Annotated in this window: 11 protein-coding genes; 5 read left to right on the top strand and 6 right to left on the bottom strand. The window is 70.9% G+C overall.

Translation table 11 applies throughout. The features are described 5' to 3' along the window. The first annotated feature begins 108 nt into the window (after window positions 1-108). From PBV52_RS00940 to PBV52_RS00925, 4 genes are read left to right on the top strand one after another with little or no spacing between them, the layout of a single operon-like run. A complete protein-coding gene (locus tag PBV52_RS00940; protein ID WP_373921997.1) occupies window positions 109-933 on the top strand; it encodes a carbohydrate ABC transporter permease in 825 nt (274 codons plus the stop codon). Beyond that, on the top strand, window positions 930-1853 hold the full coding sequence (locus tag PBV52_RS00935) for a carbohydrate ABC transporter permease (protein WP_274236318.1): 924 nt from the start codon (window positions 930-932) through the stop codon (window positions 1851-1853). Before PBV52_RS00940 ends, PBV52_RS00935 begins: the two co-directional genes overlap by 4 nt. After that, the gene (locus PBV52_RS00930) at window positions 1850-2923 is read left to right on the top strand and encodes a hydroxyacid dehydrogenase (RefSeq protein ID WP_274236317.1); all 1074 of its coding nucleotides are present in this window, start codon (window positions 1850-1852) and stop codon (window positions 2921-2923) included. Before PBV52_RS00935 ends, PBV52_RS00930 begins: the two co-directional genes overlap by 4 nt. After that, window positions 2920-4440: an HAD-IA family hydrolase gene (locus PBV52_RS00925; RefSeq protein WP_274236316.1), complete on the top strand. Its 1521-nt coding sequence runs from the start codon at window positions 2920-2922 to the stop codon at window positions 4438-4440. The genes PBV52_RS00930 and PBV52_RS00925 overlap by 4 nt, the downstream gene beginning before the upstream one ends. A 124-nt stretch (window positions 4441-4564) precedes the next feature. Here PBV52_RS00925 and PBV52_RS00920 read toward each other — a convergent pair whose 3' ends face one another. Continuing rightward, the gene (locus tag PBV52_RS00920) at window positions 4565-7009 is read right to left on the bottom strand and encodes a polysaccharide lyase 8 family protein (RefSeq protein ID WP_274236315.1); all 2445 of its coding nucleotides are present in this window, start codon (window positions 7007-7009) and stop codon (window positions 4565-4567) included. A gap of 198 nt (window positions 7010-7207) precedes the next feature. Between PBV52_RS00920 and PBV52_RS51380 the strand changes: the two genes are divergently transcribed. Then, window positions 7208-7990: a cellulose binding domain-containing protein gene (locus PBV52_RS51380; protein WP_306801413.1), complete on the top strand. Its 783-nt coding sequence runs from the start codon at window positions 7208-7210 to the stop codon at window positions 7988-7990. A 53-nt stretch (window positions 7991-8043) separates the two neighbouring features. Here PBV52_RS51380 and PBV52_RS00910 read toward each other — a convergent pair whose 3' ends face one another. The 5 genes from PBV52_RS00910 to PBV52_RS00890 form a co-directional block, all read right to left on the bottom strand. After that, window positions 8044-8418 carry a hypothetical protein gene (locus PBV52_RS00910; RefSeq protein WP_274236314.1) on the bottom strand — a complete coding sequence of 125 codons (375 nt, stop codon included), beginning with the start codon at window positions 8416-8418 and terminating at the stop codon, window positions 8044-8046. A 422-nt stretch (window positions 8419-8840) separates the two neighbouring features. Further along, the gene (locus PBV52_RS00905; protein ID WP_274249199.1) at window positions 8841-9764 is read right to left on the bottom strand and encodes a MurR/RpiR family transcriptional regulator; all 924 of its coding nucleotides are present in this window, start codon (window positions 9762-9764) and stop codon (window positions 8841-8843) included. A gap of 81 nt (window positions 9765-9845) precedes the next feature. Then, window positions 9846-11630, bottom strand: a complete 1785-nt coding sequence (locus PBV52_RS00900) for an ArnT family glycosyltransferase (RefSeq protein ID WP_373921803.1) — start codon at window positions 11628-11630, stop codon at window positions 9846-9848. A 37-nt stretch (window positions 11631-11667) separates the two neighbouring features. Next, the gene (locus PBV52_RS00895; RefSeq protein WP_274236313.1) at window positions 11668-13605 is read right to left on the bottom strand and encodes a phosphatase PAP2 family protein; all 1938 of its coding nucleotides are present in this window, start codon (window positions 13603-13605) and stop codon (window positions 11668-11670) included. 108 nt (window positions 13606-13713) lie between these two features. After that, the gene (locus tag PBV52_RS00890) at window positions 13714-14592 is read right to left on the bottom strand and encodes an N-acetylglucosamine kinase (protein ID WP_274249195.1); all 879 of its coding nucleotides are present in this window, start codon (window positions 14590-14592) and stop codon (window positions 13714-13716) included. Window positions 14593-14690 lie beyond the last annotated feature (98 nt).

Raw genomic sequence — 14690 nt, 5'->3', positions numbered from 1 at the left:
GTGGCCCCACCCCTGGCCCAGCCCCCGAACGCCTCCCGCCTCCGGCGCAGTGAGCGGCGTACGGCCGCCCTGCTCATCACACCGTTCTTCGTGCTGTTCGGCGTGGTCATGGCGGCCCCCATCGGCTACGCCGTGTGGATGAGCCTGTTCCAAGAGCGCTCCTCCGGGCTCGGGTTCGGCGGCACCGAGCGGGTCTTCGCCGGCTTCGGCAACTACACCAAAGCCCTGGCCGACACCGGCTTCCGTGCCTCTTTCGCGCACATCGCGCTCTACTGCGCCCTGTACATCCCGGTCATGATCGGCGGCTCCCTCGCCCTGGCCCTCCTGGTCGATTCGGCCCTCGCCCGCGCCAAGCGCCTCTTCCAGCTCGCCCTGTTCCTGCCGCACGCGATCCCCGGACTGATCGCTTCGATCATCTGGATCTACCTGTACACACCGGGACTGAGCCCGGTGCTCGAATGGATCGGTGCGTTCGGCGGTTCCTGGGACTTCTATCGCAACGATCATGTGCTCGGGTCACTGGTCAATCTGAGCGCCTGGCAGTGGATGGGCTACAACATGGTCATCTTCTACGCCGCCCTGCAGGCCGTTCCGCGCGAAGTGATCGAAGCGGCCGTCGTGGACGGTGCCGGGGCACTGCGCACGGCTCTGCAGATCAAGGTGCCGATGATCGCCTCCGCGATCGTCATGACCGTTCTGTTCACCTGCGTGGGTGCGATCCAGATCTTCACCGAGCCGAAGCTCCTCAACCAGCGCGGCGCACCCTTCATCGACACCGAGTGGTCCCCGACCCTGTTCATCTGGAAGGCCGGTTTCGTGCAGCACGACTACGGCCTGGCCGCCGCCGCGTCCCTGATGCTGGCCGCCCTCGGCGTCGTCCTCTCCTACCTCGTCACCCGGCTCGGCAACCGGTGGAAGGCGGCCACGTCATGAGCGCCCTCACCCACGACACCGCACCCGCCACCAAGCCGCCCGCCACCCCCAGGCCCACCACGACCGCCCACCACCGCACCACCCCGAACGCCCTGCTCTCCAAGGCAGTCGTCAACGGCCTGCTGATCATCGCCGCCGGCTACACACTCCTGCCCGTCACCTGGCTGCTCTTCGCCGCCACCAAGAACCACCGCGACCTCTTCGCCACCCCTGGCTTCGCCTTCGGCGACTTCAACCTCCTCGCCAACCTGCGCCACGTCCTCACCTTCAACGACGGCATCTACCTGCGCTGGTTCGGCAACAGCGTCCTCTACTCCGTCGTCGGCTCCGCCGCCTCCACGCTCATCTGCGTCGCCACCGGCTACGCCTTCGACAAGTACGACTTCAAAGGCAAGGAGAAGCTGTTCGGCCTGGTCCTCGGCGGCGTCCTCGTCCCCACCACCGTCATCCAGCTGCCGATGTACCTGCTCGCCACCAAGGCCGACATCGTCAACACCTACTGGGCGCTCCTCCTGCCCGCCCTGGTCAACCCCTTCGGCGTCTACCTGGCCCGCGTCTTCTCCGAGGGCCACGTCCCGAACGAGGTCCTCGAAGCGGCCCGCGTCGACGGTGCCGGCGAACTGCGCACCTTCGCCCGTATCTCCCTGCCCATGCTGGCGCCGGGCTTCATGACGATCTTCCTGTTCTCCTTCACCGCGAGCTGGAACAACTTCTTCGGCGCCCTCGTCATGCTCAACGACGAGCAGCTCTACCCCGTCAACCTGGGCCTGTTCATGTGGAACAGCGTCACCCAGCAACAGCCCGAGTTCTACTCGCTCGTGATCACGGGCTCGCTCGTCTCCGTCACCCCGCTGATCGTCGCCTTCGTCTGCCTGCAGCGCTTCTGGCGCTCCGGCCTGACCGCGGGCGCGGTGAAATGACGACGCCACCCCCGACGCCCGTACCGGAAGGCACCCTGCTGAACACCACGCCCCGACCGCACACGGTCCTCGCCATGGGCGCCGAGATCCACCGCCAACTGCTCGCGGAGAAGGCCCTCGACCGCCTCCACCGGGTCGCCCTCGTCGACATCACGACCACCGTCACCGACCTCACCACCGTCACCGACCTCACCAGCGCAGACCCTTACCAACTCGCCCGCGCAGAAGTCCTGTTCACCCACTGGGGCGCACCCCTGCTCACCGAGGACGCGCTGCACCGGATGCCCCGGCTGCGCGCGGTCGTCCACGCGGCAGGCTCCGTCAAGCACCACATCACCGACGCCGTCTGGCGCCGCGGCATCACCGTCTCCTCCGCGGCCGCCGCCAACGCCCTGCCCGTCGCCGAGTTCACCCTCGCCGCCATCCTGTTCGCGAACAAACGCGTCCTCGACGCCGCCCGCGCCTACGCCACCGAACGAACCCGCCCCGACCTGCTGCCGCACTACAGCCGTTACGGCAACTACCACCGCACCGTCGGCATCGTCGGCGCCTCCCGCATCGGCCGCCGCGTCATCGACCTGCTGCGCCCGCTCGACCTCGACATCCTCCTCCACGACCCCTATCTCGACCCCGAGCGGGTGCGCGCCCTCGGCGCAGCACACGTCGGCCTCGACGAACTCGTCCGGCGCAGCGACGTGGTCTCCATCCACGCGCCCCAACTCCCCGAGACACACCACATGTTCGACGCACGCCGCATCGCCCTCCTGAAGGACGGCGCCACCCTCGTCAACACCGCCCGCGGCAGCCTCGTCGACACCGACGCCCTCACCGCGCACCTGGTCACCGGCCGCATCCACGCCGTCCTCGACGTCACCGAACCCGAGGTGCCGCCGGCGGACTCGCCGCTGTACTCCCTTCCCAACGTGCTCCTCACCCCGCACATCGCCGGCTCCCTCGGCAATGAACTCGGCCGCATGACCGACTGTGCGGTCGACGAGGTCGCGCGCTACGCCCAGGGTCTGCCCTTCGCGTACGAGGTCGCGCCGGAGGAGCTGACCCGCTCCGCATGACCGACCAGACGGCGATCGCCAACGAGCAGTCAAAGAAGGGAACTTCCGTGCAGACCAGCACCCACCGCGTCCTCGTCGTCGGCATCGACGGCGTACGCCTGGACGTACTGAACCGCCTGCCCACCCCCCACCTCGACGCCCTGGCCGCCGAAGGCTTCCTCACCCCGGTCGAGGTGGACGCCGACACGCCCACCATGTCGGGCCCCTGCTGGGCGACCGTCGTCACCGGTGTGACGGTCGCCCAGCACGGTGTGTGGAGCAACGACTTCACCGGCCACCGCCTCGACGTCTTCCCCGACTTCGCCACCCGCCTCGCGGAGGACGGCCGTCGCACCTTCGTCGCCGCCGGCTGGCGGCCCCTGATGCAGGCACACGGCGGCGGCCCCCTCTTCCGCGCCCCGTCCAGGACCGCGTACGTCTCCCCGACGGCCGACACCCCCGAAGCCTGGGAACACTGCGACGAGCAGATCACCGACGCGGCCGCCCGCATCCTGGCCGACGCCGCCGACGAAACGGTGGCGTCCTTCGTCTATCTCGGCGCACCCGACGAGACCGCGCACGTCCTGGGCTGCGGCGAGGCGTACGAGCACGCGATCCGCCGTGCCGACGCCCGCCTCGGCCAACTGCTCACCGCCGTGCGCTCCCGGACCACGTATGCCGACGAACACTGGACCTTCCTCGTCGTCACCGACCACGGCCACGTCGACGCGGGCGGCCACGGCGGCCGTACGCCCGAGGAGCGCACCGCATGGCTGGCTGCGGCCGGCCCGGGTATCGGCGGCTCGGCGCCGCGTCCCCTGCGCCACGCCGACGTCGCGGCCCAGGCGTTCGCCGCCCTCGGCCGCCATCCCGACCGGCACTGGACCCTCGACGGCCGACCCTTCGCCGCCGCCCCGCACGCCGTGCTCCTCGACATGGACGGCACGCTCGTCGACACCGAGTCCCTGTGGCTGCGCACGGTCCGTGAGACCGCGCCCCGGATCGGCACCGACGACCTGTTCGACGTCCTGGGCCGCTCGGCCGCCGAGGCCGCCGCCCACCTCCAGCCCCTGACCGGCGGCGATCCGAACGCACTCGCCGCGGACCTGGAGGCCCGCTTTCTGACAGCCGTCCAGCGCGAGGCGACCCCGCTCCCCGGCGCCCTCGAACTCCTCGACCTGCTCCAGGAGTCGGACATCCCGGCCGCGCTCGTCTCGGCGTCATCGAGGCCGGTCATGGCCGCCGTACTCAAGACCCTGGGCGCCGACAGATTCCGTACGACGGTCGCCGAAGGCGAGACACCTCGCACCAAGCCCGCCGCCGACCCCTATCTCGCCGCCGCCCGTACCCTCGGGGTGGACCCCGCCGCCTGCCTCGCCGTCGAGGACTCGCCCACGGGCGTCGCGGCCGCCGAGGCGGCGGGCTGCCGCGTGCTCGCCGTCCCGTCGTACGCGCCCATCGAGCCCGGTCCTCGGCGCACGGTGCGCCGAGGCCTGGCGGGAATCGGCAGGCAGGAGCTGTGGTCGGCAGGGCTGTGACCTCGGCTTGCCCGACTCGCTGGATGCCCTGGACGACACGCGAAGGGACGCCTTCGTCGCCGCGATGAAGGCGTCCCTGCCCGTCGCCGCGGCGTCCTGACCGCGGCCCCGCCCCCTGCCTCGGTCACCCCAACCGGACGGTGACCTTCTGCGTCGCGCCCTTGGTCGTGCTCAGGTCCGCGAAGGTTAGCTTCAGTGCGGCGCCGGTCGTCGCCGAGGTCACGGTGGACGGTTTGGAGATCACCGCGGACACGGCACGGTTCCAGGTGAGCGTCAGGCTCGTCTGCATCCGCATCGGATCGCTGACGCAGATCACCGCCGTACCGTCGGACTTCTCGCTGATCATCACGCAGCACGGATTGCTCGCGACCAGCGCTCCGACCGTGCCGCCGAACCAGAAGTTGACGCCGGTGAAGCCGAGCGGGGGAACGACCACGCCTTGCTGGTCGTTGGTGTTGGCGAGGACGGTCAGCCAGGTCGTCGCGGCGGCGCGGGCCTGCGTCTGGGCGGCCGTCGCACCCGGCATGAGCAGATAGGCGTAGGTGCCGTCCGTCGGGTTCGTGCCGTGGTCGACGTACATCGTCAGGTACTTGCGGTTCAGGACCGTCGTGGAGCCGCCCTTGTTGATGTCGCTCCACCGGCCGTCCCGCGCGTCCCGCAGTGCCTTGACCGTCGCCCCGCCGGGGAACACATAGCCGCCGTGTCCGCCGATGTGCGCCCAGGTGGCGCCGGTGAGCGTTGCCGACCAGGGGGAGGTGGCGGGCTTGGTGGTGCCGTCGACGATGAAGGGGGTGGCGCCGGTGGGGCCGAGGTTGCGGTTCTCGATCGTCGACTCCACGGCCGTGCCGTCGGTGCACTTGATGCCGGCACCGAGGCAGACGACGGTGTCGTCCAGGAAGAACCACGACTTCTTCGCCAGCAGCGTGGACTGCAGGCCCTTGAGGTACTGCCCGATCGCCGCCCGCTGACCGTCCGTGGCCCCGCCCACCCAGTTCACGTCGGGCAGGGAGGCGCCCCAGTCGCCGCCGGCCGCGTCCGCGAGCACCTTGCGCGAGGCGGTGGTGCCGGGCAGCCGGTACGGGTCGACGGTGGGCCAGAAGGCGTCGCTGTACTGGCCGTTGCCGAAGGTGTCGCCCCACCAGTAGAGCATTCCGGAACCGGTGTGCCAGCCGCGCAGGTTCTCGCCGTTGCCGGTCTCGTAGTACGTGATCCGACGGTCGGCCATGCTGAGGGAGGCCGCCCAGCCGGGTCTGCGGTGCGTGGCCCGGGCCATGTTGGTGAACAGGCGGTGGCCGGCCGGCTCGGCGATCGAAGTGATCGATGTGTCGTCCAGGACCGACTTGAGGCGGGCCAGGCCGGTGAGACCGATCGACCGATTGCTCATCGGCGGGCTGTAGTAGTCGCGCTGCAGCCACCCCTTGACCAGACCGCGCCAGCGCGCGTTCTCCGTCGCGCTCGCGCCCTGACCGAGCAGAACGATCGACGCGAGGATCGGATGGCCACGCAAGTGATCGTCCTGCTGGATCTGTTTCGTGTCGGACGCGGACAGGCCCCGGCTGATCGCCCGGCCCGACACGCCGTCCATCACCAGCCCGTTGTAGAGGAACGGCGCCCACGCCTTCTCCACCGCGTCGAACACGATCTGCCGGTTCGCGTCGGTGACCTCCCAACTCGACCCCGCCAGCAGCGCGAACAGCATCCCGAGCCCGCCGAGCAGGACCGAACCGTACGAGCCCGTGTACGGCACGGTCGTGTGCTGGACGAACGACCCGTCGGGGTAGAGCCCGTCCCCACCGGTGACGTACGGGAAGACGGGGGACAGGGCATCCCGCGCCAGCGCGACCTTCGCAGCGTTCGCACCGACGATGCCGCGCAGCGCCAGCACCCGGCACAGGTCGACGCGGTTGGCCCCGGTGCTGGTGCCGGTGTAGACGGCGACCGCCGAGTCGGGCACGAAATGGTCCACCGCCGCGAGGTGGTCGGCGATCTGCCCCGCCGAGAGGTGGTCGCACATCAGCACACAGACGTCCAGCAGCGCCTGCGGGGCGCCGATCTGCCAGCTGTACCAGTTGCCGTACCGGGTCTGGCTCGCGTTGTAGACCTCGGAGTGGAGGTGGTCCAGCCCGGTGAGGATCGCGTCCTTGAGGCCGGTGTCGCCCGTCAGCCCCGTGCCCTGCTGGGAGTACGCCTGGGCGAGCGTGTTGATCCGGTTGTAGCTGGCGTTCATGTTGCCGGAGTAGCCGTACGACTCCTGATCGGTGTCGGGTTCCGGGTCGGCGTACACCAGGTCCGGCCACAGGGAACCGGCTGCCGGGGCCATGGAGGACTGCAACTGGCTGGCGGTGCTGCCCAGTTCGGCGAGCCGGCTCTTGAACGGTTCGGACGTGGGGCTGAACCCCTCGCACAGGAGGAGCGTGCGCCACTTCTGCCGCAGGGTCGCGAACTCGTCCGCCTCCGCGGCCGTTACGGCGGACGAAGGCGCGGCGCTCGCCTGAACGGACAGGCCGAACGCGACAGCGGTGCCGGTGCTTGCGGCGAGAAAGCCGCGACGTGACCAACGAGTCGTCATGACGGCGCTTTCTAGCAGGGGAACGTTCAAACGCTCAATAGCGGATTCCGAATTGAACGTATCGATCGTTTTCACCACGTGCGTCACAGCGGGCGCCCGGCGCATTCGCCGGCGTCCGCTGAACCGGCGGGGCGGCAACCCCGTATCACTCCTCGGGGAATGGCGAAGCCCGTGCAGACGGGACGGAAGGAGAGTGGCGTGCCCACACGGCCCGACCCCGAGCAGCCCGACGAAGGGCCGGCCCTGGAACCGATCCGCGTCCTGCGGCCACGCCGCACCGACGCCCTGGCGGAGCTGTTCAAGGAGTTGGAGCGGGACCGCAACGGCTACGAGGCCGTGCCCGTTCCCGGGGCCCTGCCCGGCGCCGAGGATGCGACACAGGAACTCCCGCCCGTCGCAGCGGACACGAGGATCGCACCGCGCGGCGGCGGCGTCCGCCCCGCTCCGGCCGTATCCGGGCCCGGATTTCGCCGCGCCGCCGTCGCGGTCGCCGTGACGGCGGCGGCGGTCATCGGTTTCGGTGGGGCTCTGCTGCTCTCGGGCCGCAGCGACGGCGCCGCGGCCCGAGAGCCGGCTCCGTCCGCGACCGCCGCCACATCGGCCGCCGCCGGTGAGAGTGCTCCGGGCGCACCCGGCGCCGGTGACCCCGGCGACCCGCCCGCCTGCACCGCGTCCTTCCGGACCGTGAACAGCTGGCAGGGCGGCTATCAGGGCGAGGTGACGGTGACCAACGCGCCCGCCTCCTCCGTCTCCGGCTGGACCGCGACGGTCGTACCGGCCGACGGAGCCCGCCTGACCCAGGTCTGGGACGGCACCCTCACCACGACCCGGCATGGCACGGCCACGGTCGCCAACGCGTCATGGAACGGGAGGCTGGAGCCCGGTGCGAGCGTCAAGTTCGGGTTCCTCGCCGACGCCTCGGCCTCGACCGGTGCCCCGTCGGCGACGGTCACCTGCGCGGCGACGAACGACGCGCCCTGACGCCGCGACGAACGACAGGTCCTGACGCCCGGCGCGACCTCAAGAGCGCTCGGTCAGCGCCCGTGGTCGATCAGCGCCTGGGACACCGCGCGCACGCTGCGGGCGATGTGCTGAAGCTGCATGACCTCCGCCGCGTACAGCTTGATGGTGTGCTCGATGACCGACTCGGGCATGCCGAGCGAGGGCAGGTCGGCCCGTGCGGTCTGCAGCGCGGTGCGGGCGACCCGGATCTCGTTCTGGACCTGGATCTGCGCATGGCGGGCGAGCAGGACGGGGTGGCGGATCAGGGCCGGATAGCTGGCGTAGCGGGCCGGCACCAGCTCGCGCAGCCACTTGGCCGCCGAGCGCTCCCAGTCGTAGGAACCGGGGGACTTGACCTGGCACGGCCAGTCCGAGCTGATGCGCGTGGTCGTCAGGGGCATGGTCATCGCTTCCGGGTGTGCGGCGTCGTTCGGGGTGTCCGACGGGGTCGGGGCGGCCCCGGCCTAGGGGATGACCGGGGCCGCCGCCACGGGCGCTCGCGCAGGCGATGCCCGACCGAACAGCCCGAGCGCCGACGCGGGTAGGAGACGGCGGCTGCGGCTGTTCGTTGAGGAGCCCGGAGAGGCAGACGGCGTTCGCACGGCGGATGGGGTGACGTGCGCATGAGCGGACCGGCTGCTTTCTGCGGGCGGATGATGCGTGTGAAGTATTTATATATGCCGTCCGCTTTGCAAGGAGTATGAAAACATTCATGCGCGATTTGGGGTGAATGGTTCCCCTGCGGTTTGTTTGTCTGAAGTGGGGATCCGCCCGCTAAGGCAGGCGTGGCAAGGCATGCGTGGCAGGGCAGGGCAGGGCGAAGAGCCGATCAGTCCCGCAGGAAGAACTGGTGCTGGTCGGAGATGTGCTCGTAGTCCTCGAGCCGCGCCTGCGTCCTCTCCGGGTCGGCGTCGGTCATCGCCTGCAGCAGCGCGGAGGCCATGACGCCGGGCGCGGCGTAGGAGTCGAAGACCAGCCGGGAGCCGGTGCCGGTGGCGAAGACGACGTCGGCCGTGTCGGCCACCGGCCCGAGCGCCAGGTCGGTGACCAGGGCGACCCGCAGCCCGGCGCTGCGCGCGACCCGTACGGCCGTGAGCGTCTCCTGGGCGTGCCGGGGCATGGAGAACGCCAGCACCCAGGTGCCGCCGGCCTCGCGCGACTGGAGCAGCGAGTCGTAGGCGACGCTGCCGCCCCGGGTCACCAGCCGCACGTCCGGATGGATGCGGCGGGCCGCGTAGGCGAAGTACTCGGCGAGGGACGCCGAGATGCGCAGCCCGAGGATGGTCAGCGGGGTCGACTGCGACAGTTTGCGGCCGATGTCGATCACCTGGTCGGGGTCGGCGAAGTCGCGCCGCAGGTTCTCCAGGTTCTCGATCTCGGCGTCCACCGCGGACTGCAGCTCGTTGGCGCCGTTCTCCTCGGCGGCCTCGGGGCCCTTGGCCAGCGTGCCCAGCGCGATCGACTGGAGCTTCTCCCGTAGCGCGGGGTAACCGCTGAACCCGACCGCCGCGGCGAAACGCGTCACCGAGGGCTGGCTCACGCCGACCCGTTCCGCCAGATCGGTGATCGAAAGGAACGCGGCCTCGGTGATGTGCTCGATCAGATACTGGGCGATGCGCCGCTGCCCCGGGGAGAGCCGAGGATGGTCGAAGAGTGTCCTGAGCTGGGAAGTCGGGGATGCTTCCACTTCCGGAGCGGTCTTTCCCGAGGTGATCGCGGATGCCTGTGCGCGTGCCTGCTGCGGCGATGGCAGGGAGGCGCCTCCATTGTCTTCCACAGTGCTTCAACATAGCTCACACACTGTGGCGACCAGGGCCCGTCCGAAAGTCAACGTTCACCGGCGATAGATCGTGATCGAATGACCGACCGTATCGATCGAACGACTGTTGTCGATCAATTCGGCCAGCCGCCCGGTCGCCTTGGCCACCGAGGAGTCCGACACGACCAGCAGCCCGCGCACGTCGCGGGCGGGCACCTCGCGTGGATCGGCGGCGCGGATCCCGTAGAACGACGGCACCCCGCTGCCCTTGTACACGAGCCAGATCCGCTCGCCCCGGTACCGCTCGCGCAGCCGGTCCGCGAGCCTGCCGAGGTCCTGACCCCAGTCCACGTTGGAGTCGTGCAACCGCAGATGAGTCTTCTCCGGACCGCCGAACGCCTCGTTGGAGTACGGCAGATAGTAGGGGTACGTCCGCACCGAACTGACCGCGACGAACAGTGCCAGCGCCCCCACCGCGACCGGCGCCCACCGCCACCGCACCGCGAGCACACAGCCCGCCGCCACCGCCAGGAACATCGGCACGAACACGGCGTACCGCGTGCCGAAGTCCCGCGACCCGGTCATCGCGGCGGCCAGGAGTACGGCGGTGGGGACGAGCAGATACGGCGCCGCGGGCCGCAGCCGCCGTACCGCCACGACCGCGACGGCGCCCGCGGCCCACAGCGCGAGCATGCCGAGCGGCGTCTTCACCAGCAGCGCGGCCGGCAGGTAGTACCAGAGCGACCCGGTGTAGAGCCGCCCGAACAGGAAGCCCTCCCACGGGTAGTTCTCGAAGCCGAACTGGATGCGCATCCCGTCCCGGTACGCCTGCGGAAACGGCAGCAGATCGACGAACAGCCCCCGCAGTCCGTGCACGTCGGGCACCGGCTGCTGCGGCGACCAGCGCAACCGCGGGTCGACCACCAGATACGAGGCCCATACGACGGCGACCGCGGCCACCGCCACGACACCCGCGCCCGCGAGCGCCCACGCAAGCCGCCTGCGGATCGGCTCCGAGGCCGACCGCTCCGAGGCCGCCTGCTCCGAGGCCGACCGCGCGCGCCAGACCGAGAGCGCGGCGAGCCCCAGCAGCACCGGAACCACCGCCAGCGTGCTCATCTTGGTGGCCAGCGCCGCACCCAGCGCCACACCGGCCGCCGGCACGAACAAGCGAGGCCGCCGACGAGCCCGCCACAGCAGCCACGTCGACGTCAGCACAAACCCGGCCGCGGGCACGTCCAGCGTGGCCAGCGAGCCGTGCGCGATGACGTCGGGGGAGAAGGCGTACAGACCGAGCGCGATCAAACCGCCCACTACACCCACAAGTTCACGGGCGAAAGCGAAGACGATCAATCCGAACAGAAGCGTCAAAACGATCACGGGCAGTCGGGCGAACAGCATCAGATGCCACGGATCGTTCCCGGACTCGTACAGCAGATGCCGCCCCAGCCGGCCCTGATCACCGGTGAAGGACCCGTCGACATGCGGGTCCGCCACCCCCACTCCGACGGCGACGACCAGTTTCCCCAGTGGCGGATGCTCGGGGTTGTGGCGCAGGCGGTGCTCATGGAGATAGTCGGCCGCCGTACCCACGTACACGGGCTCGTCGATCGTCGGCGTCTGCCGCACAGCGGTCGTCACCATCGCGACGGCCATCTGGCCGAGCAGCACGACGACGAGGAGCGGCACGAGCCAGCGCCTGCGGTACGGCCGCGCGGGCTGCGCTGGCTGCGCGTCGGGCGGACCGGGCGTGCCGGGGAGCGCCTCCGCGGCCGCGGCCGAGTGCTGTTCGAGCGCCATCATCCGCCCCGCGGCGCCGTCGACCCCGCGACGGCGGGAGCTGATCCAGGGCCGGCCCATGGGCCTACTCTGCATCAGCTCCCGCCGGGAGACGGCGTTACCGCTTCAGGAGTCGTACCGACAGACCATCCGTCGTGTACACGGGTACGGCTCGCAGCGTGTCGGAGTTCAGCTCCACACGGTCGAACTGGCCACGCAGCTGCGACGCCGCGATGACGGGAACGGTGGTCCCGGCAACGGGCGGGCGTTCGGCATCGAGGCGCAGCGACAGCACGCTGCCCCGGCCCAGCTGGACCCGGCGGGACACCTCGAGGGCGGGGCCGTGGTTCTTGCGGACCAGCAGCTCCAGGGTCGTCTCCCCCTGCTGCACGTACGTGCCGCGCACGCGCAGGACCTTGTCCGCGCGGAGCGTGCCGCCCACCACCCGCACGTCGCCCTGCCCGAGGGCGCCAGGCGACGCGGCGACGAGGACGCCGTCCTCGACCACGGTGCCGCCGTGGTACCGGTTGTGGCCCGTCAGGGTGAGCGTGCCGGTGCCGCGCTTGGTCAGGCCGCCGTCGCCCGCGATGTCGTTGCGCCAGCTGTCCGCCGTGCCGAAGCCCCCGGCCGCCTTGTCGAGCGTGACGGTCACGTCGGAGTCGAAGGAGCCGTAACCGTCCGCCGCCGCAAACAGGTTCAGCCGCCCCCACTGCTCGAAGCCGTCCAGCAGGACGTACCCGGCGGGCAGCGCGGTCGTGCGCAGTACCTCGCGGCGCTGGGCCGCGGTCAGGTACGGCTGGCGCGTCTCCAGCAGCACTTCGGCGCCCTTCGGCACGGTCAGCGGTTCGTTGTTGCCCTGCCGGGTCAGCACGTACGTCAGCTTGGGCTTGACCGTGCGGGTGTTGGCGTCCCGGTCGGCGTACGGGTCGGTGTCGGTGCCGGCCGAGTGGGCGTACGCGTAGAGCGTGTCGGCCGTCGTGCCGGTCCGCTGCTCGAAGTACGCCAGGGCCTGGGCCCGGGCCGCGGCCTTGAGTTCGGCGTTGGCCGGGTCGGCGAGGGCGGCGGCGGCCAGGGCGGTGGCCATGATGCGGCCGCTGAGGACGTCGACCGTGGAGTGCATGCCCGCCACGATGCGGGTGTGGCTGAGCTCGAAGGCGCGGGTCACCATCTCCTGGAAACGCTCGGGTACGGCGTAGGCGTAGGCCAGGGCCGCCAGGTGCAGGGCGTTGGTGTGCCCGCTGGGGAAGCCGCCGTCCTCGGCCGCGGTCTCGCCGCGCTGGCGCAGCAGCTGCGGGGCGACGACCACTTCCGAGTCGTAGACGGGGAAGCCGAACGCGTCCTTCTCGCCGGTGTCGACGACCTCGCTGTCCTCGTTCATCCGCCACGGACGCGGGTACTGGAAGGCGAACTTGGCCGGGTTGCCGGAGGCGAAGGGGCCGCGCACGGTGTCGACCAGCTTGGCCACCCTGCCGAGCTCCGAGTCGTACGACCCGGCGCCGATCGCGGAACCGGCCGGGGCGTCGGCGGGCAGGGCGTCGCTGATCTTCCCGGCGGGGGTGCCGTCCGGCGCGCTGGTGATCGAAGTGACCGCCTTGGCGCCCGACTTGTACAGGTCGGCCAGCGGACCGAGCCCGGCGATCACCGAGTAGCTCTGGTGCTGCCGGTCGATGATGAACGATTCCTTCGCCTGAGCGTCCGTGCGCGCGGCGGTGATCCAGGCGCAGTAGCGCATGTTGGCGCGCAGCACCTCGGGCATCAGCGGTATGCCGGTGTTCCAGGCGCCACCGGTCTTCCAGACCTGCGCGAATCCGCCGAGGATCCGGATCACCGCATTGGTCTCGGGGGTCTGGTTCGCGACGACGTTCGTCTTGTAGTCGTCGACGAACGCGGCGGCGGCCGCGGCGGCCTTCGCGTCCGCCGCGGCCAGCCAGCTGACGAGGGTGGGCGCGGCCACGACGCCGGCCGTGGCTCCCAGGGAGGTCTTGAGGAACCCCCTTCGCCGCATGGTGCGTTCGGTGAGCGGCGCGGGGGAGTGCTGCCCGGCGGATGACGGCATGGGTGTGGCCTCTCTTGAGTTCTGCGGCCGTGCGGCCGGGAGGTCGTACGAGCGAAGATCTACGGGCGAGTCATGGCGGAGCGGAGGAGAGACGGCGACCGGAACATGTCACACAAGTGAACGGGCCATCGCCACCGCGCCCTCGACCGGCGGTGCCCGCAGGGGGCGCGGCCGGGCCGTCGGCACACTCTCCTCCAGCGCCGACACGAAGGCGTCGTACAGCGGGGGCTGGGCGAGGACGGTACTGCCCGCGACCACGACGTCGTCGACCACCACCCCACGGGCGGCGAGGCGTTCGACGAGCGCGGCCAGGGCGCGGCCCGCCTCGGCGATCACGGTGCGGGCGAGCGGGGAGCCGGCCTCGGCGGCGGCGAAGACGGCCGGGGCGTGCCGGCCCCACTCGGCGGAGGCAGCGGTGACGGACTCCAACGCGGCGCCGAGCGCGGGTACTTCGGGGACGTCGAAGGCGGCCAGCAGACCGAGCGCCAGCGCGTCGGGCCCCTCGCCGCGGTCGTGCGCGGCCCATACGGCACGGACGGCCTCGCGGACGAGACCGGCGGCGCCGCCCTCGTCGCCGAGCAGCGCGCCCCAGCCGCCGACCTGGACCGGTGTGCCGTCGGCGAAGCGGCCCACGGCGACGGATCCGGTGCCGGCGACCAGGCCGACACCTTTGTCCAGGCCCGCTGCGGGCACGAGCAGTTCGGCGTCGCCCACGACCAGCGCGGGCGCGTCGAAGTGCAGTTGGAGCGCGGTACTGATCTGTGCGCACTGACGCGCGGTCTCGCAGGCATGGGCGCCGACGGCCAGCGCGGACGGGCGCGTGCCCTTGGGAAGGGCCTCGGCGAGCAGCGCGGCCAGCCAGCCGGCGGCGGCCACCGGATCGCACGGCCGCCAGCCACTGCTGGGACGGACGTGATCGGCCACGACGGTGTCGCCGGTGAGCGCGCGGAGATGCGTCTTGGTGCCGCCCACGTCGATGCCGACCATCAGAGGGCCAGACAAAGGGGTGACCTGCACGGATCCTCTTTCGTCGGTGCGCTGTGTGCTGCGACGGCGGGCGAACCGTGCCGGAGGGCAAGACAGTC

The sequence above is a fragment of the Streptomyces sp. T12 genome, assembly GCF_028736035.1.
GTDB lineage: Bacteria > Actinomycetota > Actinomycetes > Streptomycetales > Streptomycetaceae > Streptomyces.
This window is presented reverse-complemented; position numbering and strand designations above follow the sequence as displayed.